At 42.7% G+C, this 21,912-nt stretch carries 19 protein-coding genes; 6 read left to right on the top strand and 13 right to left on the bottom strand.

The genetic code is table 11. The features are described from left to right. Nucleotides 1–51 precede the first annotated feature (51 nt). The 5 genes from EHO59_RS10385 to EHO59_RS10365 form a co-directional block, all read right to left on the bottom strand. Nucleotides 52–672 carry a trimeric intracellular cation channel family protein gene (locus tag EHO59_RS10385; protein ID WP_135587633.1) on the bottom strand — a complete coding sequence of 207 codons (621 nt, stop codon included), beginning with the start codon at nucleotides 670–672 and terminating at the stop codon, nucleotides 52–54. A 2-nt stretch (nucleotides 673–674) separates the two neighbouring features. Next, the gene (locus tag EHO59_RS10380; protein ID WP_135587631.1) at nucleotides 675–1,478 is read right to left on the bottom strand and encodes an SDR family oxidoreductase; all 804 of its coding nucleotides are present in this window, start codon (nucleotides 1,476–1,478) and stop codon (nucleotides 675–677) included. A 23-nt stretch (nucleotides 1,479–1,501) separates the two neighbouring features. Beyond that, the gene (locus EHO59_RS10375; protein ID WP_135587629.1) at nucleotides 1,502–2,611 is read right to left on the bottom strand and encodes an MBL fold metallo-hydrolase; all 1,110 of its coding nucleotides are present in this window, start codon (nucleotides 2,609–2,611) and stop codon (nucleotides 1,502–1,504) included. Nucleotides 2,612–2,673: 62 nt separating this feature from the next. Next, nucleotides 2,674–3,042 carry a hypothetical protein gene (locus EHO59_RS10370; protein ID WP_135587627.1) on the bottom strand — a complete coding sequence of 123 codons (369 nt, stop codon included), beginning with the start codon at nucleotides 3,040–3,042 and terminating at the stop codon, nucleotides 2,674–2,676. A 51-nt stretch (nucleotides 3,043–3,093) separates the two neighbouring features. Beyond that, nucleotides 3,094–5,334, bottom strand: a complete 2,241-nt coding sequence (locus EHO59_RS10365) for an adenylate/guanylate cyclase domain-containing protein (protein WP_135587625.1) — start codon at nucleotides 5,332–5,334, stop codon at nucleotides 3,094–3,096. Nucleotides 5,335–5,459: 125 nt separating this feature from the next. Here EHO59_RS10365 and EHO59_RS10360 point away from each other — a divergent pair, with 125 nt between their 5' ends. Beyond that, complete coding sequence (locus EHO59_RS10360; protein ID WP_135587623.1) at nucleotides 5,460–5,939, top strand: peroxiredoxin; 480 nt, start codon at nucleotides 5,460–5,462, stop codon at nucleotides 5,937–5,939. Between the two features lie 3 nt (nucleotides 5,940–5,942). Continuing rightward, nucleotides 5,943–7,715, top strand: coding sequence for a M61 family metallopeptidase (locus EHO59_RS10355; protein WP_135587622.1), 1,773 nt, complete (start codon nucleotides 5,943–5,945; stop codon nucleotides 7,713–7,715). On the opposite strand, the gene EHO59_RS10350 is transcribed toward EHO59_RS10355, so the two are convergent. Beyond that, a complete protein-coding gene (locus EHO59_RS10350) occupies nucleotides 7,702–8,466 on the bottom strand; it encodes an SDR family NAD(P)-dependent oxidoreductase (RefSeq protein ID WP_135587620.1) in 765 nt (254 codons plus the stop codon). The genes EHO59_RS10355 and EHO59_RS10350 overlap by 14 nt on opposite strands. An 87-nt stretch (nucleotides 8,467–8,553) precedes the next feature. Between EHO59_RS10350 and argB the strand changes: the two genes are divergently transcribed. Continuing rightward, nucleotides 8,554–9,426 carry an acetylglutamate kinase gene (gene argB, locus EHO59_RS10345; protein WP_135587921.1) on the top strand — a complete coding sequence of 291 codons (873 nt, stop codon included), beginning with the start codon at nucleotides 8,554–8,556 and terminating at the stop codon, nucleotides 9,424–9,426. A gap of 119 nt (nucleotides 9,427–9,545) precedes the next feature. Then, nucleotides 9,546–11,294 carry a GAF domain-containing SpoIIE family protein phosphatase gene (locus EHO59_RS10340; RefSeq protein ID WP_135587618.1) on the top strand — a complete coding sequence of 583 codons (1,749 nt, stop codon included), beginning with the start codon at nucleotides 9,546–9,548 and terminating at the stop codon, nucleotides 11,292–11,294. A 17-nt stretch (nucleotides 11,295–11,311) separates the two neighbouring features. Here EHO59_RS10340 and EHO59_RS10335 read toward each other — a convergent pair whose 3' ends face one another. Continuing rightward, nucleotides 11,312–12,610, bottom strand: coding sequence for an ATP-dependent 6-phosphofructokinase (locus tag EHO59_RS10335; RefSeq protein WP_135587616.1), 1,299 nt, complete (start codon nucleotides 12,608–12,610; stop codon nucleotides 11,312–11,314). 123 nt (nucleotides 12,611–12,733) lie between these two features. Here EHO59_RS10335 and EHO59_RS10330 point away from each other — a divergent pair, with 123 nt between their 5' ends. Together EHO59_RS10330 and EHO59_RS10325 are read left to right on the top strand one after the other, a co-directional pair. After that, complete coding sequence (locus EHO59_RS10330) at nucleotides 12,734–13,768, top strand: LIC_20087 family outer membrane protein (RefSeq protein ID WP_135587614.1); 1,035 nt, start codon at nucleotides 12,734–12,736, stop codon at nucleotides 13,766–13,768. Nucleotides 13,769–13,875: 107 nt separating this feature from the next. Further along, a complete protein-coding gene (locus EHO59_RS10325) occupies nucleotides 13,876–14,499 on the top strand; it encodes a DUF3157 family protein (RefSeq protein ID WP_135587612.1) in 624 nt (207 codons plus the stop codon). 13 nt (nucleotides 14,500–14,512) lie between these two features. Here EHO59_RS10325 and EHO59_RS10320 read toward each other — a convergent pair whose 3' ends face one another. From EHO59_RS10320 to EHO59_RS10295, 6 genes are all read right to left on the bottom strand, one after another. Continuing rightward, on the bottom strand, nucleotides 14,513–14,836 hold the full coding sequence (locus EHO59_RS10320) for a hypothetical protein (protein ID WP_135587610.1): 324 nt from the start codon (nucleotides 14,834–14,836) through the stop codon (nucleotides 14,513–14,515). Between the two features lie 6 nt (nucleotides 14,837–14,842). After that, nucleotides 14,843–18,580 carry a methionine synthase gene (gene metH, locus EHO59_RS10315; protein ID WP_135587608.1) on the bottom strand — a complete coding sequence of 1,246 codons (3,738 nt, stop codon included), beginning with the start codon at nucleotides 18,578–18,580 and terminating at the stop codon, nucleotides 14,843–14,845. After that, nucleotides 18,577–18,876 carry a ferredoxin family protein gene (locus EHO59_RS10310; protein ID WP_135587606.1) on the bottom strand — a complete coding sequence of 100 codons (300 nt, stop codon included), beginning with the start codon at nucleotides 18,874–18,876 and terminating at the stop codon, nucleotides 18,577–18,579. The genes metH and EHO59_RS10310 overlap by 4 nt, the downstream gene beginning before the upstream one ends. Nucleotides 18,877–18,904: 28 nt before the next feature. Beyond that, complete coding sequence (gene ahcY, locus EHO59_RS10305) at nucleotides 18,905–20,218, bottom strand: adenosylhomocysteinase (protein ID WP_135587603.1); 1,314 nt, start codon at nucleotides 20,216–20,218, stop codon at nucleotides 18,905–18,907. Continuing rightward, a complete protein-coding gene (locus tag EHO59_RS10300; protein WP_425460228.1) occupies nucleotides 20,218–21,213 on the bottom strand; it encodes an ArsR/SmtB family transcription factor in 996 nt (331 codons plus the stop codon). Before EHO59_RS10300 ends, ahcY begins: the two co-directional genes overlap by 1 nt. Before the next feature lie 153 nt (nucleotides 21,214–21,366). Next, nucleotides 21,367–21,900, bottom strand: a complete 534-nt coding sequence (locus EHO59_RS10295) for a DUF1564 family protein (RefSeq protein ID WP_135587599.1) — start codon at nucleotides 21,898–21,900, stop codon at nucleotides 21,367–21,369. Between the last annotated feature and the right edge of the window lie 12 nt (nucleotides 21,901–21,912).

Here is a 21,912-nt window from a genome sequence, read left to right as displayed (position 1 = left end):
TGCGCACCTATTCTCTCCAATGAATCCGGAATTGGATCCTAAGACGAAGCTCTATTCGGGCAAACGGAATTTAGGCAGCGACAGATTAAATCTTACTGCGATGATCCGAACGAGTATGACTGCAAATGCCGAAACTGCCGTATTGATCTCGGCATTTACTTGCAGTCTTTCTAAGAAAATATACAAGATCGCACCGACTAGACAAGCAGTCGCGTAAATCTCCTTTCTAAAGATCATAGGAACTTCGTTGATCAGAGTATCCCGGATCACTCCTCCGAATACCGCCGAGATCATTCCTAAGATTGCAGCCGCAAATGGATTCACTCCTGCTAATAACGAGATCCTCGTTCCGATCACTGTGTAGATTCCTATTCCGATCGTATCGAATAGAAAAATACCTGTCTTCATCTTTAATAGATATCTAGGAAATACTATCGTGATCACGAAGCCTATAAAGATTGCCCAAAGCACATTAGAATCAGATACCCAAGAAACCGGATAATTTCCCAGAGTAATATCTCGTAGAGTCCCGCCTCCGATAGCAGTAATGAATCCTGTAAAGAATACACTGAATGCGTCGTTATGATGGGTTTTCTTTTCGGCAGCGGCAAGTGCTCCGGATACTGCGAAGACTGTGACTCCCGCTAAATTGAAATAATATGCCAGATCCACTTTCAGTGACCGTATTTGGCCTGCTTCTTTCTTCCTTTACTTCTGAGTGAAGGACCGAGTAACGCATTTGCCCCTGGAAAGAAGTTCCCTATCTTTGCAAGGAAACCGCGAGAACCAGGGATCAAAACTTCCAAAGGTTTTTTAGGAATTACCTTCTTGAAGATCACGTTGACTACGTCTTCCGTTTTTAAGTAGCGATTTCCGGAGAATGTCATAGAAGCTTCTTCGTAATCTTTTTGCAAATCCAACATGGGAGTTTGGATCGCGTCAGGACATACCACGCTTACGAATATATTCTTTTCTCTTAATTCTTGAGCGATTGCTAAGGAAAATCCTCTAACTGCAAATTTAGAAGTAGAATACAATGAGATCCCTGGGATTGGAGCAACTCCAGCCAAAGATGCAATATTTATAATATGTCCGTCTCCCTGTGCAATCATTCGAACAGAAGCCTCTCTTGTTCCGTACATCAATCCTTTGGCATTGATATCAATATGTCTGTCTATGTCCTTTGGCGAAACATTATAGATATATCCGGGAAGAAGATAGCCTGCCACATTCATTAGAATGTCGAGTCTCGCCCATTTTTTATAGAGAAGGTCCATACACTTCTTCCAATCCGAAACAGAGCTAACATCCAGCTTGGAGAATAGAACCCGATCCTTTTCCCATTTCCATTCAGAAAGAAGGTTCTTGAGCGCCTTCTCATTTATATCCGTGAGAAAAAGACGATGTCCTTCCGCATAAGCCTTCTCAGCCAGGCTTCTTCCCAGACCTCCGCTCGCACCGGTAATGAAAATGTTCATAAGAATACTCTAATTTAGAAATTCTATTTTAGCACTGGAGTTCCAAACTCCAATTGTCCGAAAGAAAATGTGGGACTCGTTCCTGGGAATAGCCAGAATCCGCTCATTTCAGATGAAGGCATAACGTTGAAGAATTCCGGATTTCGTTTAGAAACTCCTGCGATCTCTTTCTCCAATACCATGGAAATGTATTGATCCAAACCGAGCTCGAGAGTGTTTCCGTTTAATATAACTTCCATCCCGCTATTCTTTGCATATTTGCGAACTCCGGGGATCCTGGAATTCAAAGGATTATAACTGTCTGCGCTCACTCCATTTTCACTGCTTACAAAAATCCCTTCTGGAGTATTTGCGACTAGGCTGTGATTTCCGTACGTGTGCCCGGGAGTACGAATGAGAGCTAACCCTCCTCCTAACTCGGTATCCGAATCCAAAAGAACGATCCGATCCATGGAAATTCCTCCGGAACCGTTCGGACAATACCAATCAGATTGAGGAGGAAGAAGTCCTTGGATCGAATTCCATTCTTCTCTCATTACGAGTAGCTTCGCATTCGGGAAATAGCCCGGCTGCCCATTGGCTCCCAACCATTTTCGAAGATCCTGAGTATGCAAATGATCGTAAGAAATATAATCCACTTGCTCGGGAGAAATTCCTACCTTCTTCAAACATTCTTCGACAGTATTTAAAGTAGGAGCCATGATCCTGCGACCAAGATCCTGAAAAGGTCCAAAACTCTGAGAAAGTCTCTTAAAGAAAGGAGTCTCCGAGTTTGCATCTACATCCGAGGGAGAGAAAAGCAGAGTCTTGACCCCTTCTGATGTCTTGTATTGGATGACGAACAATCTATTGATAATATGCAAAAAGGGAGTAGGAAGTGAAAACGCGTTTAAGAGCGCATACTTTGTAGGATAAGGCACCCGTACTAAATCAAAGGATTTGTAATATATAACCTGAGGTCCGGAGAGAAATTTTTCTCTGAACCTTCTTGCCCTTCTTCTCACATCTTCAAGACGATCGACGGGAGCAGGCAAATCGCGAGAGCCCAGAAAATCTTTGATCGGTTTCAGACTCGTATCCTTCTTTGAAGAAGTAGAACCATTTTTTGTTTTAGAAGCGATCGCCTTTGCCATGTTCATCCCCTCGCAATATATATATATTATTTTCTTAAAATAGAAATCGGAATGGGTCCCGATCAGAACGGTTTGTACAATGCCAGATAAGCGGAGAATACTCCCAGCACAGGAAGTCCGAACAAAAGGATCTTTGCAAAGTTCGGCTTTTTGTAATATAGAGTTAGGGCTCCGCCGAATGCCAACCAAAGTACGATCTTAGCGATCACCCAGCCAGGAAAGGCAGTTAGAATTCCGATACGAGCGAGCATTCCAAAACCACCGAGTAAGATCAGAGACATTCCGATCCCATGAGTCAGGGCGATCAATTTTCTAGGAGCGTTCTCTCTAGTTCCTCCGCCTATTACATGAAGGGCCAAACCACCAAAGGCGGAGAATAAGAATAAGATTCCAAGTATATGAATCAGTTTATAAACCGGATAAGAAATCATAGAGGTTAGTTTTAAGATTTCCAGGCCGGATGGAAAGCGAAAAACGGCTCCCTATTTCTCTAAAAGATGTTGGACCCCGATCCAATTCCCTACTGGAGGAGATTCGATATATTCTTGGCAACGTTTTCTATAAAGGATCGGTACTATATCTTCCGGATAAACTTTTAGAGCCTGCTCGAAATTGAGCAGAGCTTCTTTAAAATTTCCTACCTTATAGAGAATGATCCCTCTAGATATCAGAGGAAGAGTTGCATCCTTAAGTTTACGAATATGAGGATCATCTGATTCATAGATCTCGTAGATTACAATCGGCTGGCTTTTTCCTTTTACAACTACTGAGTCTACTTCTCGTACTGCGAGTTCGTCTTGGATGGTAAGACTGGATAAAGTGTTTTGGGTCACTAAAATATCCGCCTTATATAAATTCGTGAGACTTTCCAAACGAGAAGCCACATTGACCGTATCTCCAATCACAGTGGTGTCCAATCTGTGAGAAGATCCTACAGTCCCAAGCATCAAGTTCCCGGTATTGATCCCTATCCCGATGCGGACTCCTTTAATATGACCTTCTTTGACTTCTTCGGTTAATTCTCGTACTCTCTTTCTCATCTCGATCGCAGCTAGAACAGCCCGGTCTGCAGCAGACTTACCATCCCAAGAATTATCCGAGACCGCCGATTTCTCGGCGGAGAATAAAGCGAGAATGGCATCCCCCATAAACTTATCCACGAAGCCTTCGTACTTCTGAATCAAAGGTTCCATTCGAGCCAAGTATCCATTAATAAAACGGAAATTCTCTTCTGGAGTCATCTTCTCCGAGATAGTTGTGAAGGAACGAATATCTGTAAATAGAACACTCATCTCTCTTAGAGCAGAGTCTCCCAGATTCACATCCACCGCGGAATCTTTTCCAAGCACACTTAAGAATTGCATAGGAACGAATCGGAAGAATGCATTCTTCTGCCTGGCTAGTTCCAGCTTTTGATGACTCAATTCGATATTCAATTCTTCGGACTGTCTATAGAGATCGATAAAGCGATTAGCAAGGATCGTAGTTAATGATATTACAAAAAGAAGATATGCAAATTGCATAAATCTGAATCCAAGTTGAAAGAACATGGAATCCAACAGATCGTAACCCGCAATAAATACGATGATGAACAGGCTAATCGCCATCACGGAAGCATCCTTCTTCTTCAGATATACCGCTTTCCCCATAAAATAAAGCATGTAAATCAAGGAAGGAATGATTGAGATCTGCCAAGCTCTCAGGCTCGTAATCAGATACCGAAATGGAGCAAGCAAAGAGAAGAAGAAGATCACAAAGCTAAAGCTAGCGATCAAAAGAATAGGCCATTTAGGCAGAGTAGATCCGTAGAAATAATCATGCAGAAATAGCAAAAATAACGGTGCAAGGAGAGCAACGGATCCATATTCCATTCTCGTAATCAAGGTAGTATCTTGGATAAAATCGAAAATTATGGAAGATCTGCTCAAAGAATAGATCGCCATAGAAATGGAAAAGACTCCGAAGAATAGATTGTACTTATCCGCCCTTCTCTTGGTAAAAATAAGAAGATGATACAATCCAAAAAAGATATAGATCGTATTCAAACTAAGATTGGTAAGCACTCCGATCTGTCTGGAAAAATCATAATCCTGGCCTAAAGTATAATCACCATTTACATAAAAACCTAGATCCACATTCGTAGGAGTGAGAAAATTATCTTCGGAAAGAAGAATTGCAGGAGCATCTCCGAGTAAGTGAAAGACAAGAGTATTCTCTCCTTCTTTCAACACACTGGAGTCGACTGTGACCTCCAGATCTCTATACGATCTTCTCTCTTGGATCTTTCCTTCTGGAGTCAGATGGATCTCTTTTCGGAGAAGATGACCGTTCAAATAGATTTCCCAGTTCTCTCCGATAAAACTTAAGAACAATCGGATCGGGCTCACAAAGATCTCTTTCTTTGCCTCATCATCCAATAGGAATGTGGTCTGAACAGTGAACTCTTGTAGCTCATCCGAAACAGGAGTCTTGTAAAGTTGGTTCAAAACGATCGGAAAACCTTCTATCTTCCGAACGGATGAGCCGCTCACGTCAAAGCCTTGGGAGTATTCCTTCTTAAATCCTTGGACGGAATGCCAATCCAATCTTTTTAGATCTAAGTCCTTCCATTTAGAGACCGAGTCGTTCTCTTCTGAGAAAAGAAGCCCCGGTAGAAAGAGCAGAAATGAAAATGCGAAAAGGAAAATGTATCGAGCTGAAAGAGTTTTTTGTATTTGCGCCATGCGTTATTCGTCTGCAGTTATTGGATGAGAAAAAGCGACAGAATTCAATGTTTTTAAAGGATTTTTTCCTTTTCCCGAAAACGATTTAGGATGAAACTATCCGGAAGAGAAATCGGGAGGAGTTTATGTCCGACGCATGGGAAGGAAAGAAACTACCAGAGGTTAGTCTGGAAAGCTCGGAAGGAAACACGGTGAATCTTCCGAAAGATTCTGCGGGCTCCTGGACATTATTATATTTCTATCCGAAAGACGATACTCCTGGCTGTACTAAGCAAGCTTGTTCGTATAGAGACAATCTGGAAGATTTTAAAAAAGCAGGCGCGAGAGTCTTTGGTATCAGTTCGGATTCTCTCGAAAGTCACAAGCAGTTCATCGGCAAATTCAATTTGAGCTTTCCTCTCTTATCGGATCCGAAGCAGACGTTAAGCGGACCTTTAGGAGTGTACGGAGACCAAGAATGGCAAGGTAGAGTTTTCAAAGGACTCTCCAGGGACAGCTTTTTAGTCGGACCGGACGGAACAATCCGCAAGGTATGGAGAAAAGTAGATCCGACTAAGACGGTCGCCGAAACTTTGGAGGCAATCCTGAAAGAGGCCGGTGCCTAAGGCGTGATCCTAAAGTATTTTCTAGACACATACAAGCCTCATCAACATTTACTTCGGGTGGAAATGGAAGTCCATCCGGACAAACAAGAAACTCTTCTCTGTATTCCAAACTGGTCTCCTGGGTCTTACAAGATCCGAGATTATTCCAAATCCATTCATAAACTTGACTTCATAAGTCCTAAATCGGGCTGGACTCTCGAACAAATCGATCTAGACACATGGAAGATCAATTCTAAGGGAGAAACATTCAAGATCTCTTATTTAGTGTACGGTTATGAACATACTGTCCGCACCAACTACTTCACAAGTGAATTCATTTTAGTCCATCCCCCGGCTACGTTTCTCTATCCGAAAGACAAACTCGATTTAGAAGTGGAGATTTCTTGGAAGACACTTTCTCCCTTCCGCTATTGTCATACCGGTCTTAAAAAGAAAGAAGGCTCCAAGAATGTATACAAAGCGAATAATTTAGACGAATTCTTTGACTCCCCTATCCTACTCTCGAATGAGAAAGAACTCAGTTTCTCTGTCCAAGGCTGTGATTTTGATCTAGTCATTCTGGGCGATATATCCGCCCCTGATAAGAAGAAGATCGCAAAGGATCTGACCCTTATCATGGAGACTCAGATCCCTAATATGGGAGGAACGGAAAATTCATATTATCTTTTCATATTGGATATGTCTGAGAATTTATATGGCGGCTTGGAGCACTTAAATTGCAGCATCAATCAATACGATCCAAACGGTTTTAGTTCCCCAGAAAATTATAGAATCCTAATGGAACTTCTCTCCCATGAGTATTTTCATCATTGGAATGTGAAACGGATCCGCCCAATCGCTCTGGGGCCTTTCGATTACCAAAAACCGAATCTTACGAAAGAATTATGGATCGCAGAAGGGATCACGAGTTTCTTCGATGCGTATTTCCTTCTACTTTGCGAGCTTTATTCCCCGCAGCAGTATCTGAACAAGATCTGGAAGGATATATTGGAGCTAGAAGAATCATCTGGCGAGTCCTGGATGAGCCTAGAAGACTCTAGCTTTACTGCATGGACAAAATATTATAATCGTCCATTCGATCCGAATTTCTCGAACACAGGAATCTCCTATTATACGAAGGGAGCTGTTCTTTCTTTAGGAATGCATCTGTTCATTCTTTCCGAGACTAAGGGAAAGAAATCACTTCTGGATGTAATGCAGGCTTTGAACAAACAGTACCACCAAGAGAAGAAGAGAGGATTTACTAAATCGGAATTCTTCCAAACTGCAAAGAAGGCGACAGGATTGGATCTAAAATTGGAATTCGATCCTTATATAAGCGAACCTAAACGGATCCCGATCGAAAAATATCTACATCTTGCAGGAATTGAAAGAACTCCATCTAAACCAAAGGCAGAACCTGGCTTTAGAGTAAAAGAAGAGAGAGGAAGATTAATCATAAGCAAGATCCTCTTAGGCAAATCCATACGAGACGTAGATATCAATGTGGGAGACGAATGGATCTCTATCGACAATCGCAGAGTACTTTCCGGAACATATAAGGAAATCCTAAATAACTACCAACCTAAGAGGAAAGCAGAGATCCTATTGTCCAGAAGAGGACAGATCCTGAAGAGAAGGATCCAATTCGATTCTTCCGCTTCAAATTGCGAGTTATGGATAGACGAAAAGGCAAAGTCACAAGCGTTAGAGACAAGAGAGAAGTTTTTCAACTTGAACAAAGAGATAAAACTTCCCGCCTCTAAACCAGCCAAGAAGAAGACTAGATCGAAGTAATCCCTCCGTCCACTGTCCAGTTCGCTCCGTTGATATAACCCGATTCCGAAGAAAGTAAAAACGCCACCACCCGAGCGATCTCGCTTGGGTCCGCGATCTTTCCTACTGGAGTCATATCTATTATCTTTTTGCGATGATCGTTTATCTGGTCTTCTTGGATCCCCATTGTGGTTTCCATATAACCAGGGCTGATTGCATTCGCAGTAACTCCCTTCTCTCCCCATTCGGCTCCGATCGATTTAGTAAAACCGACTAACCCATGCTTAGAAGAAGAGTAAGCGACGGATAACGCACTCCCTTGCACGGAAAGAGAAGATGCGATATAGACCAAACGGCCGTATTTTCTTTCTGCAAAGACCGGAAGTAACGACTTGGTGATCTGAAATGCAGAACGCAGATTGATCGCAAAGATCCTTTCCCATTCTTCCATAGAAACTTCAGTAATCTTATGATATGGGCCGCCGTAGCCTGCGCAATGCACGAAACCGTTTAGAGGAAATTCCTTAGGAGAAGGTCCTGAAAGAAAATCCGCTTTTAATATCCCGCATGCTTTGTCCAAGTCGGAGAGAGAGGTAAGATCGACTCGATAAAAGGTTTCGTTCGGATGAGTATGAATCGGAGGGACCAGATCCCAATTCAAGATTTTGTAATTCAAATCTCCAAGAAGGGAAACTAAGGCCCTTCCTAAACCTCCACTTCCCCCAGTGATCAATATGGTCCCAGGTTTTTGCGGATTTTCCGTCAGATTCATTACGTTATTGTTTCAGAGATTCGCGAAGAAAGAAAGCAAAGGATTTCTGAATCGACAGACCAGAGGCTTGTGAATTCTCTGTTTGGTATGGAACATTCCTTCGAAAGGGTCAACCATATTCTGGAAGCCCTTCCCTATATCACAAAATACTCGGGCAAAACGGTAGTGATCAAGTACGGCGGTGCTGCGATGGCAAAGGCCGACTTAAAGGAATCTTTCGCAAAGGATATCGTCCTTCTAAAATATGTTGGGATTCATCCAATCATCGTGCATGGTGGTGGTCCCGAAATCAACAGCCTATTAGATACTTTAAAGATCCCGACCGAGTTCGTGCATGGACATAGGGTTACAAACGCCGAGACAATGGATGTGGTAGAGATGGTGCTCACTGGAAAAGTGAATAAGCAGATCGTCTCCATGATCAATACGCAAGGTGGAAAGGCAGTGGGACTTTCCGGAAAGGATGGAAATCTGGCAGTCGCTTCCAAGACCAAGATAGAAGTGGATGTGGAAGGTAAGTCAGGAGAATTGATCGATGTAGGTCTCGTGGGCAAGATAGACAAGATAGATCCTACAGTCATTCTCTCCCTGCAAGAAAAGGGATTTATTCCAGTGATCTCTCCAGTAGCAGAATCGGAGAAAGGAGAATCCCTGAACATCAACGCGGACACATTTGCGGGAGAACTCGCAGGCGCATTGAAAGCGGAGAAGCTTATTCTTCTCACCGATACAAGTGGCATTCTCATCGGAGGAAAACTTGTTACAGGCCTGAACCGAGCTTTAGTAAAGGATTATATCAAAAAAGGTGATATTACTGGAGGAATGATCCCGAAGGTGGAATGTTGCCTCTCTGCAATCGACCAAGGAGTTCGAAGAACTCATATTATAGACGGAAGGGTTCCTCATTCCATTTTGATCGAGATCTTCACCGACCAAGGGATTGGTTCTTTGATCGAGTAAGTAGAAAATCGAAGAGATCCTAGAGAACTTTCGAATCTCCTTGACAAGGTTGAGAATTAGATTGGAATAAACCCTCCGATTTTAAAATCATACAAAAATAGAAGAACCGCGACCCCAAAATGAGTTTCAAACAGCTCTCCCTTGCACTGATTTCCGACATAACGGCTCGTATCAATTCCACGGACGACCTAGAAGAACTTCTCGGGATCATAATAGAGACAACCAAAGACGTTTTAAATACCGAAGGCTGTTCCCTTCTTTTATACGATAGAGAAGAAGATTGCTTGGTATTCCAAGTCGCCAAAGGAGACAAGGGCGAATCTTTAACCGAGCTCAAGGTCCCTAGAGGCAAAGGGATTGCGGGTATGGTTCTAGAAACTCTTGAGCCAGTAATCGTAAACGATGCTGCAAACGATCCTAGAATCTATAGAGATATAGACGACACCGTCGGTTTTACTACTCGAAACCTAATCTGCGTCCCGATGAAGACCCAAGGAGAGATACAGGGAGTTCTCGAAGCGGTCAACTCTAAGGAAAGACCCGAGTTTACGAGTAAAGATATTAAAATATTAGAATATCTTTCGGATCTCGCGGCAATCTCCATTAGAAATCGAAGATTGATCCGAGATTTGAAGGATAGAGCAAGAGAGTTAGATTGCTTATTCCAAATCAGCCAGGCTATTTCGAATATCAGCGAGTTAAACGAATTCTTAAATCTTACTGTTCATTCTATTTCGGACGTATTGGGAGCCGAAAGAGTCTCTCTGATCTTTCAAAATCCGAGGACCAAGTCATTCGAACTTTCCAAGTCCATCGGTTTCAATTTGGAAGAAGAGTCTCATCTTGTGGACGAATCCAGAGGGATCCTGAACGAGATCCTTTCTAATGGGAAGGCGTTGCTTGTACAAGGATCAAGCGATATCAGCCCCAATCTTTTAAACCCGAATCGCTATAAAACGAAATCCTTCGTCTCCGTTCCGATCCGACAAGACGGAACAATTATTGGGATCTTGAATGCTGCGGATAAGAAGAGCGGAGATAGTTTCTCTCACCAGGACTTATCTATCTTAAGCACTATCTCCAACCAGATCGCGGAGGCTTACAATAGCCTACTCGCAAAGAACCAAAAGGAGAAGTTGACTTCGATCCGGAGAGATATGCAGATCGCTTCTCAGATCCAAATCAACTCTCTGCCTAACATCCCGAAAAAGATGCATCTCTTAGAAATAGAGACTTCCTACACTGCTTCCAAGGAGATAGGAGGAGACTTTTACGATCTTATCTATCACAATCCTGACGAAGTAAGTATTCTGATCGCAGACGTTTCGGGCAAAGGGATCTCTGCAGCTCTATTCATGGAATTCTCCAAGACGATCATCGCGGGGGAAGTCGCAAGAAATTCTTCCACAAGCATCAGTCTTATGGGTGCGAATCGCATCATCCAAGAGAAGTCGGGCTACTTCATGTTCGTGACAGTGATGCTTACCCGAATCAATATGCTCAAGAAAAGAATACGTTATTCGAGCGCAGGTCACAACGAGCAATTATTGTATAAAACGAAGGAGAAGAAGGTTGTTCTTCTCTCCGGAAAAGGAATGCCTCTTGGGATCAAAGAATCCGAGATCGAAGAGCACGAAGTAGAATATCAACCAGGAGACCTACTCGTACTCTATACGGACGGAGTGAGCGAGACAACCAACGAAGGTGGAGAGATGTATTCTTTAGAGAATCTGGCTAAGCTTGTAGAAAGAAACGGAGATATGCCGGTCGAAAATCTGAAGGACCTGATCCTAGACACCACGGACGCTTTTCGTGGAGAAGCGGATCCTCACGACGACTATACTCTCGTTTTAGTACGATTAAATTAGAATATTCTAAACTTCTTTTAATCCTCAGCGCTCATGTGGGCCGGCTGTCCCGTAGACGCAAGCAAAGTTCTCCACAGAGTGCTCTTAGTGGGTTGCAATACCTTTCTTTCCTGGATTGCAATATCTATTGGAAGATGAGTAAACACATTATTCCACATACCGATCACTATATCCGTCTTGCCAGCCATGCCGGCGTGCACTGCATTCTGCGCTAAGAAACCGCAAAAAATAGAATCCTCTGGATTTGCAGGAATGGAACGAATGATATAGCTTGGATCTATGTACTTAACATTGACCTCGATCTTCTCCGATTTAAAATAATCTTGGATGGAATTCTTGAGATAGACGCCTATATCTCCCAGTTTCAAATTTCCGGAAGCATCTCTCTCTTCATTCTTACCGAAGAATTTTTGACCGGCACCTTCGGCCACTATGATGACTGCGTGTTTACGAGTGAGGATTCTCTTCTTTAAGATTTCTAAGAAGGCACCCTTTCCTTGCAGATCGAAATCTACTTCTGGAATTAAGCAGTAGTTTACATTCTGAGAGGCAAGAGCGGCATTTACTGCGATGAAGCCGGAATGACGGCCCATGAGTTTGACTACACCGATTCCGTTCGGAGCGCCCTTGGACTCAACATGGGCGCATTCCACTGCTTCCATTGCCTTGGAAAACGCAGTAGAAAAACCGAATGTTTTTTGAACATAGTTGATATCGTTATCTATCGTCTTTGGAACTCCAATAACGGAGATCTGCTCTCCCCTTTTCTCTATCTCTTTTACGATTTCCTTGGCACCTCTTAGAGTACCATCCCCGCCTATGCAAAAGAGGATCTTAACTCCATAGAGCGAAAGACGATCCACCATATCGGTAGCTTCTTGGTTTCCTCGAGAAGAAGCGAGAATGGTTCCTCCGTCCCTTCCTATATGAGCTACATTCTCCGGAGTGAGCTCCACTGGTTTATGATCATACTTCTTAACCAAACCCTGGTATCCGTACGGAAAGCCTAGGACCCTCTTCACTCCGTATCTGTAATTCAACTCCATTACGATTCCGCGAATTACGTCGTTGATGCCCGGACAAAGACCACCGCAAGTCACGATCCCCGCAGTCACATCCTTCGGGTCGAAATAAATTTCCTTTCTGGGTCCTGCTTGCTCGAAAAACTCCACACCAGCACTCTTATATGCCTGCCAACTCTCATCGGTCTCGAAAACGGTCTTAAAAATAACCTTAGATTCGTCAGGAGTATAATATTCGTAACCGGCCGGGCTGACCACCTTGCAGGGTCCGAAATTTTTGATTCGAGTGTTCATCTTAGCTCGCTTCCAAAAGAATTTTCAAAAGGACATTTTTCGGAGAATAGGACGGATTTTTCATTGGCAAAGCAGATAATTTCGTCATATATCAATAAATAAAGGGTGGAAACGAATCCAAAGATGGCAGATGATCTCGATTTCCATTCTCGCAAGCTCAGACCCGAGCCCAAAAAAACAAGTCATGCTTATCTCCCGATTATAGGTCCTTTTCTTCTTAGTCTATCCGTTTTATACGCGGAGAGTAATTCCCCTTTTTGGGATTCCTTCGGAGTATTCTCTTCTAAAAAGTCTTCGTTCCATGTAGAAGAACCTCCTAACGACGCTGACAAGAAGAAGGAAGAAGAAAAACCTGTCCGTTTCTTTTCTGCGGCTGCATTCAAACATCCCTACGAGATAAAAGTCTTCCAAGAATATTTTCCGAATGAATCTCCGGTTCTAGAATCAATTCCTGGGTTCACTACAAAGGCACCTTCCCTACCAAGAATCAATCTACAAAGAAGAGAATTCTTCTCCTTGTATCCGGCCTTTGGAAGAGAAGAGATATTCGTCATGGGTCTCGCGATGAGCCAGACTAAGGATTCCAAAGCGGAAGCGTATGTAGGAACTACTTCGGAGAAAAGAGCCTTCGACCCTTTGACGGACGTTAGGAGCACAACAACTGCCCTTCCAGGAGGGAACCAAAATCTCTCGAAAGGATTGGATAACCAAGCGGGGAATATACTCTTCGGTTATTTATTGGGACGTGCCGGGATTCAAATGGATGTGGGCTGGCGAATGGCAGGGAATAACGTGGGTTTGGCGATCCCAGAATCCGCAAAATCTTCCATCGGGATCTCTTATTCACTGATTTCTAATTCGAGTGCGCTCAATAAGATGGATTTCTTTCTGCAATTTTCCGGAATCAAACGTTTCAACGACAAGGCTTTCTTAGCTGTAGATATTCCTCCTGCATTTAGAGGTTGGCAGCAGGGCTATGAGTATTATGTGAATCCCGGTTTTTCCATCTCTACTAAGAATTTAAGCTTTGAAGGTCTGGTTAGATTGCCGTTGCACCAGCCTTTTCCAAATACAGATGGATTACTTACTCCAGAGGTTCAGGGTCTATTAGGAGTGAAATATAGATTCTCTGAGAGTTCTCCGAATAACACTAAGTAAATCTAGATGGTTCTGGTTCGATTTTGTAGTAACTTCGACGGTTTTTAACCCCTCTTTCTCATATCTCCACTAAGTCTCAGGTTTTCAGAACATTCTAAAACGTAACTATGAAGAAATCCTCTCTATTACTCCTGCTGCTTTTCTCCTTATCCCTCCATTCAGAAGAAACGGTTTATACCAAAGAGGGAAAGAAGGTCCTACTCAAAGACGATCATACTTGGCAATACACTGCGGAAGCAAAGTCCGACGCGAAAGAAAAACGAGCACCTGTCCGAAATCTAGCTAAAAGCAAGGATATGGGCGCGATTGCGAAGAGTAAGCTCGGGAAGTATTCCATTTTATATAACCCTGACCAGTGGAGCTTAGTAAGTAGCAATTCTGAATTCGCGGAATTTCACTTTGTTAATCCTAGCAAAAGCGCGAACGCGATGGCTATCTACGATGGAGCGGAAATTCCACTCGAAAGCTTTCCGGAACTCCTGATCCTAAGTATAGGCAAATCCGATCCAGAAGCAAGGATCCTAAATATTGAAGATTGCTCGATCAATGGAGTTATAGGCAAGATAGTAACCTACAAAGCTCATACGAAAGGCCTAAAATTGATTTTTTATACCTTCATCACCAGTGGAACCTTCGGCTCCATCCAATTCTCTACCTTTACTTTAGAAAATCAGTTCGATCGGGAGAAGGTAAACTTTGAGAGGCTGTTATCAGGGTTTGTTTTGGACTAGGTTGTCGAAGATACTACAAATTCTTCTTTCGATCGAAGGCCAATTGAAGATCAAGCTTATTGATTTGCTCCTTCTTTCTACCAAATCGCAAAAAGAAGAGAGATGTATTTGAACTTGGGTCAAACACATCAATTTGGGTTTCGGTAACTGGGCAGCTTACTTCATCGCAGCTAATTTCCCGGACCTTCAACCAGATATCGTGTCTACCAGCTTTCTCCCGGATTTTCGAGGCCAACCAAGGGTGGAACGCAAATTCACCGCCAGGCGCCAGCTCATGCGTGTATTCCGCATGAGCCAAATGCCCGGAATTTGTAGTAACTTTGACAAAAGATTTCATCTCTAGTTAGACTTTCGAAACTGCCTCTTGGGGATCATAAGCTAAATTCGGTGCCAGCCAACGCTCCACTTCCGAAACGGAAATTCCTTTCCTTTTAGCGTAATCTTCCACCTGGTCCTTATTGATTTTTGCCACTGCAAAATACTTCGCTTCTGGATGAGCAAAATAAAGCCCACTGACAGAACTCGCCGGCCACATCGCAAAGTGTTCAGTAAGAGTAATCCCGGTATTACGTTCGGCATCCAATAGATCAAATAGTGTCCTTTTTTCAGTATGATCTGGGCTCGCAGGATAACCAGCAGCCGGACGGATCCCGCGATACTTTTCACGGATCAATTCTTCGGCAGAAAGATTTTCATCCGGAACATAACCCCAGATTTCCTTCCTTACTTTCAAATGCATATATTCCGCAAACGCCTCAGCGAACCTGTCTCCGAGCGCTTTAGACATTATGGAATTATAATCATCTAATTTAGCATCAAATAATGCAGCAAACTCTTCTACTCCGTGGCCGGCAGTAACTGCAAACCCACCTACATAGTCGGCTATTCCGCTATCTTTCGGAGCTATATAGTCTGCCAGGCAATAATTTGGTTCTTGCTTATCTTCTTTGCTGATCTGCTGACGAAGAGTGTGGAAAACCGTTTTTACCTTTTTTCGATTCTCATCTTCATAGACTTCGATATCATCGCCTACGCTATTTGCGGGGAATATTCCAATTACACCCTTAGTACGATACCTCTTATTTGGAATTATATCTTCCAATAACTTTTGGGCATCTTTAAATAGCTCTCTCGCTTGCTTTCCATAAGTTTCATTCTCTAGGATAGAAGGATATCTTCCTTTTAATTCCCAAGCTTGGAAGAAAGGAGACCAATCGATGTATGGAAGAAGTTCTTCCAACGAAATTTCTTCGTCAAAGACCCTTACTCCTACAAAATTCGGCGTGGAAACCTTGGTAACATTCCAATCTGTCACATAGCGATTTTCTCTGGCATCTTCTATAGAGACCAATTTACGATCGCTTCTAGTATTGAAATAGATTTCTCTCTGAGTTTTCTGATCTTCTTTGATCTGCTTTATATAATCTTCTTTTAATGAAGGATTTAAGAGTCTACCGACCACATTCACAACGCGAGAAGCATCAATAACGTGAACTACTGGCTGATCATATTTTTCGGAGATCTTAACGGCAGTATGCGCAGAACTTGTAGTCGCTCCGCCGATCAGAAGAGGAATATTAAAGCCCATTCTTTTCATTTCGGACGCAACATGGACCATTTCATCCAATGAAGGAGTGATTAATCCGGAAAGACCGACGATATCAACATTCTGTAGCTTTGCTTCCTCTAAGATCTTCTCACAAGGGACCATAACCCCTAGATCGATAACCTCGTAGTTGTTACAAGCAAGGACCACTCCCACGATATTCTTGCCGATATCGTGAACATCCCCTTTTACAGTCGCGATCAAGAATTTCTGTTTTGCAGAACTTTGAGTACGTTTGCGATTTTCTTCTTCCATATAAGGAAGAAGATACGCTACGGATTTCTTCATTACCCTAGCGCTCTTTACTACCTGAGGAAGGAACATTTTTCCGGAACCGAACAAGTCTCCGACCACTCTCATTCCATCCATAAGAGGGCCCTCGATCACGTTCAAAGGCTGATCGTATTTCAATCGAGCTTCTTCCGTATCTTGATCGATGTATTCTACAATTCCTTTTACGAGAGCATATTCCAGTCGCTGTTCAACTGTTCCTTCTCTCCAAGCTTCTTCTTTCTTTTCAACCTTGCCACCGGACTTAACGGACTCGGCAAATTCGATCAATCTTTCGGTTGCATCCGACCTGCGATTTAAGAGCACATCTTCTACTCTTTCCAAAAGGTCTTTTGGAACTTCTTCATATACCGCAAGCATTCCAGCGTTTACGATCGCCATATCCATCCCGGCACTGATCGCATGATATAAGAAAGCAGAGTGCATCGCTTCTCGAACTGGATTATTCCCTCTGAAGGAAAAAGAAATATTACTTAGACCACCGCTGATTTTCGCACCAGGACATTTAAGTTTTATTTCTTTGATCGCTTCTATAAAATCGACTGCATAGTTATTATGCTCTTCGATCCCTGTCCCAACAGTTAAGATGTTCGGATCGAAAATAATATCAAAAGGAGAGAAATTCGCTTTCTCCACTAATAGATTGTAAGCGCGAACACAAATACGGACCTTATCGTCCTTGGTCGCAGCTTGTCCTTGCTCATCGAACGCCATTACGATGACCGCAGCACCATACATTTTGACCAAACGAGCTTGCGCTAAAAATTTCTCTTCACCTTCTTTCAAAGAGATAGAGTTAACGATCGGTTTTCCTTGAATGCATTTTAATCCGGTTTCCAAAACAGACCATTTGGAACTGTCGATCATGAAAGGGACTTTAGCTATATCCGGCTCAACGGCGATTAGATTTAAGAAATGTCTCATAGACGCTTCTCCATCCAAGAGAGCCTCATCGAAATTGAGATCAATCACATTGGCTCCGGCATCCACTTGCTGCAGCGCGACCGAAATTGCTTCTTCAAAATTTCCTTCAAGGATCAGTTTCTTAAATTTAGGAGATCCTGTTACGTTCGTTCTCTCACCGATAAGAATAAATCCCGTATTCTCATCTATATTCAAAGGTTCTAAACCAGATAACTTGGTTTTTTCTATAATGGCGGGAATTTCTCTCGGCTTCTTATTCTGAACTGCTTTTGCTCCCGCAGAAATATGAGCGGGAGTAGTTCCACAACAACCGCCTGCAATATTCAACCAGCCTTGGTTGGAAAAATCATCCAAGTAGTTTCCGAATTCTTCAGGAGTCTGATCATATCCGCCGAAAGCATTCGGTAGGCCTGCATTAGGATAACAACTTATATAACAATTCGATATCCTGGATAACTCTTCTATATACGGTCTCATTTCGCCTGCGCCTAACGCACAGTTTATCCCTACAGATAAAGGGTTCGCATGATAGATGGAATTATAGAAGGCCTCAATCGTTTGTCCGGATAGAGTTCTACCGGATGCGTCTGTGATAGTAACAGAAATTGAGACGGGAATTCTTACCTGCAAATCATGAAATACATTTTCAATCGCAACAATGATAGCCTTGAGATTTAAAGTATCGATATTTGTTTCAGTCAGAAGAATATCGACTCCTTCCTCCACAAGAGCTCTTACTTGCTCGTAGAATGACTCGACTAGTTCATCGAAAGTTACAGCTCTAAAGGCCGGATTATTTACATCAGGCGAAAGAGAAGCGGTCTTAGTAGTCGGCCCGATCGAACCCGCGAGGAAGAGAGGATGATCCGGATTCTTCTTCGCAAATCTATCCATTGCAGAGCGAGCGACTCGAACAGCCTTGCGATTGATCTCGTCCACATAAGCCTGAGCATGATAATCTGCCTGGGAAATGCTATTGGAGCTGAATGTATTCGTTTCCAGAATATTTGCTCCTGCCTCCAGGAATTTGAAATGGATCTCTTCGATTACCTCAGGTTTAGTAATCACTAATAGATCATTATTCCCTTTCAATGCAGAAGGGTGATCTTTCAGTCTTTCATCTCTAAAATCCGATTCCGTTAAACCGTATTGCTGGATCATCGTTCCCATTGCACCATCCAGCACTAGTATTCTTTCTTCTAGTAGCTTAAGAAGTTCTTGGGCCTTAGGATTCGTATATGTGGGAAATTTGTTTTTCATAATTCTCTAATATTGCACTGTTTATCTAAAAGAGGAGTCTTCAGATCTCGAATAATCGGTAATTTCTTCGATTCTCTAGCGTTAATTCCGATCCATTCTTTCCAAACTACTGGAACTTCATCCTCCGGAAAAATCGCGTTCACGGGACATTCACGTAAACAATCATTACAATGAATGCATATATCCGGATCGATCAAGAGGTAGTTCTCCCCTTCCCGAAACGCTTCGACCGGACAAGCCGCGGCACAATAGGTAATCTTACATCCTATACAGGGCGGGGTTACCACATATGCCACGACTTTTGTGCCTTACTTTAAAAGCAGATCAGTAACGATAATGCTCTGGTTTGTATGGACCATCGACCGGAACTCCGATATAATCGGCTTGTTTCGCGTTCAATGTTGTTAAACGAACTCCTAATTGCTCTAAATGTAAGGCCGCAACCTTCTCATCCAGTTTTTTAGGAAGTCTATAAACACCAATCTCGTACTTGTTGTTCCAAAGCTCGATTTGAGCCAGAACTTGGTTCGTGAATGAGCAAGACATTACGAAAGAAGGGTGACCAGTAGCGCAACCAAGGTTTACAAGACGGCCTTCTGCGAGAACGATAATAGATCTTCCGTTCGCAAAGGTGTACTTATCTACCTGAGGTTTGATTTCCTTCTTAACTACGCCAGATTCTGAATTCAGTCTAGACATCTGGATTTCAGTGTCAAAGTGCCCGATATTGCAGAGGATTGATCCGTCTTTCATCGCTTTCATGTGTTCTAGGGTGATGATGTCGTCGTTTCCTGTCGAAGTTACTACAAGATCAACAAACTCGATCACATCTTCCACTCTTAGAACTTGGTATCCTTCCATAACAGCCTGAAGAGCGCAGATTGGATCGATCTCGGTTACGATTACGCGAGCACCGAAATTCCTGAGGGAAGCTGCGGAACCCTTACCAACATCACCGTAACCGCAAACTAAAGCGACTTTTCCAGCAAGCATAACGTCAGTAGCGCGCTTGATACCGTCTGCCAAGGACTCACGGCATCCGTAGAGGTTGTCAAATTTAGATTTAGTGACGGAATCGTTTACGTTAATTGCCGGAATTTTTAGTCCGCCCTTCTTAAGAAGCTTTTCCAAACCTTTTACGCCTGTGGTAGTTTCTTCAGAAACCCCTTTGATCTCGTTCAAAAGTTGAGGAAACTTCTCATGAACGTACATTGTAAGGTCTCCGCCATCATCAAGGATCATATTCGGGCCTTTCTCACCGTCGAAGAAGAGCGTTTGCTCTACACACCACCAATATTCTTCTTCTGTTTCACCTTTCCATGCAAATACAGGAACACCAGTTTTTGCAATTGCAGCTGCAGCATGATCTTGAGTGGAGAAGATATTGCAGGATGACCAGCGAACTTCAGCTCCTAACTCAGTAAGAGTTTCAATCAACACTGCAGTTTGGATTGTCATGTGAAGGGAACCAGCGATCCGAGCACCTTTAAGCGGTTGTTTGCCCTTGTATTCTTTACGAAGAGCCATCAGACCCGGCATCTCTTTCTCAGCAAGAATGATTTCCTCGCGGCCCCAATCTGCGAGGGAGATATCCTTAACTTTATATTTTAAACCTTTCTCTTGAACTGTCGCGGACATTAAAGTCCTCCTCTTTTCTTAGCTTTTATAATTAATACTTTGAAGTATTTCTGTGATTCGACTTCTTCTATCGATTGGACCTGAAAACCTGTATGTTCCAGCCAATCCGTTAAGAGCTCGGGTTCAAAACCAAGCCACAAGTCTGCAAAATTATCCCGCATGATTTCTTGATTATGTTTTTTAAGATCAACGATAATGAATGTTCCGTCTTCTTTTAATACGGAATGAACTTCTTTCATTGCTCGAGCAGGATTAGAGAGATGGTGAAGGACCATCGAAGATACTACAGAATCCGCCTGATTTGCTAGCTCGACTGGTAAAGATTCGATTTCAGATTCCAAAAAACGAACTTGAGGGTTATTCAAAAATAAACTCTCTGCCTTCTTAATCATCTTAGCAGAAGAATCAATTCCCAACACTTCTTGGCCTTTTGTTAATAAGTAAGGGATAAGTCCGCCTGGCCCACAGCCAAGGTCAAAGATCCTACCAGAGTGTTCAGGCAACAATTCTAGGATCTTATTCCTATACAAAATCGGATCCAAAACATCGCTTTGAATCGTTTCCCAATTTTGAGCTACATCATCAAAATACTTGGATGTCTTCAAATCCCTCTGTTTCAGAAGCCCCTTTGTCTTTGCTAAATCGTGCTCGGAATAGGGAAGATTATTTTCAAACGTAAGTAGTAAAGCATGAAGATGTGAAGAAAAGTCGTCTGCCTTTTCAATATCCTTTGGTCTATAATAAACCCAAGAGCCTTCTCTTTGCGAAATTAAGAAGCCCGCATCGGTCAGAATTTTCAGGTGTCTCGAAATGCGAGACTGGCCCATTCGCAAAACTTCAGTCACTTCTTGAACATTCAAAGGCGCAATAGATAAGATACGAAGAATGCGAACTCTTGTTTCATCAGATAATGCTTTTATTGCAAGTAGTATGTCCTTGCCTTTGCTCGAAGGAGCCAAAGCAATAGCTTCCGCAGAAGCTCCTGCCTTCCCCATAAAAGGCTCGAATACTTCGAGGGATTCCCTGCCGTTCGAAACATCTCGAATGCTCATACTAAGTTTTCTTCAGCATATCAAGATATCTTGATTTCTTCAAGCAAAATATCCTACAAAATATATACAATTATGTCCTCTAAGCTAAAAAATGACCTAAACCCAACGAGTAGATCCTCTCGAAAGGTAGAATTTAGTCGGGCAATGGAGAGAAAGAACCCGGACTTCTTGAGTTGCTATGTCCAGCACCCTGGAAACATGTAAAATCTCCAATTCAGGGGGCTTACGTCCTTTCCAAAATTGCCTCAAAAGCTTTCGAATAGATTTGCAAGAATCCCAAAATATCATGAGCGCTATAAGAAGGTTAACCGAAACCCCGTGACCAATTGCAATATTCCTTAACTCTTGGTAATGCTCTTCAATAGGCCGGTAGCTATGCCGAATTAGGCTTTGGCCTTTTTCTTGAAAGGTAGTTCGCAAAGATGACTTACCCAAATATTCATGGGTGTAAAGAAGATGGTGATATCTTCCCCGCAGAATGCCTAAATAGTAAGAGAAATTCTTCTTATATACTGCCGGGATCTGGCGCCATAAATCTAATGGGATCAGGGCTGTAGAAGGATATAAATATCTAGGAATCTTATCCTTCTTCTCAAGCGAATCTTTTTGAAAAACAACGGATGTACTCATAAGAAGTACTGT

It is taken from the genome of Leptospira semungkisensis (assembly GCF_004770055.1).
GTDB classification, from domain to species: Bacteria; Spirochaetota; Leptospiria; order Leptospirales; family Leptospiraceae; genus Leptospira_B; species Leptospira_B semungkisensis.
Note: the sequence above shows the minus strand (reverse complement) of the source record. Positions and strands in the feature narration are given on the sequence as shown.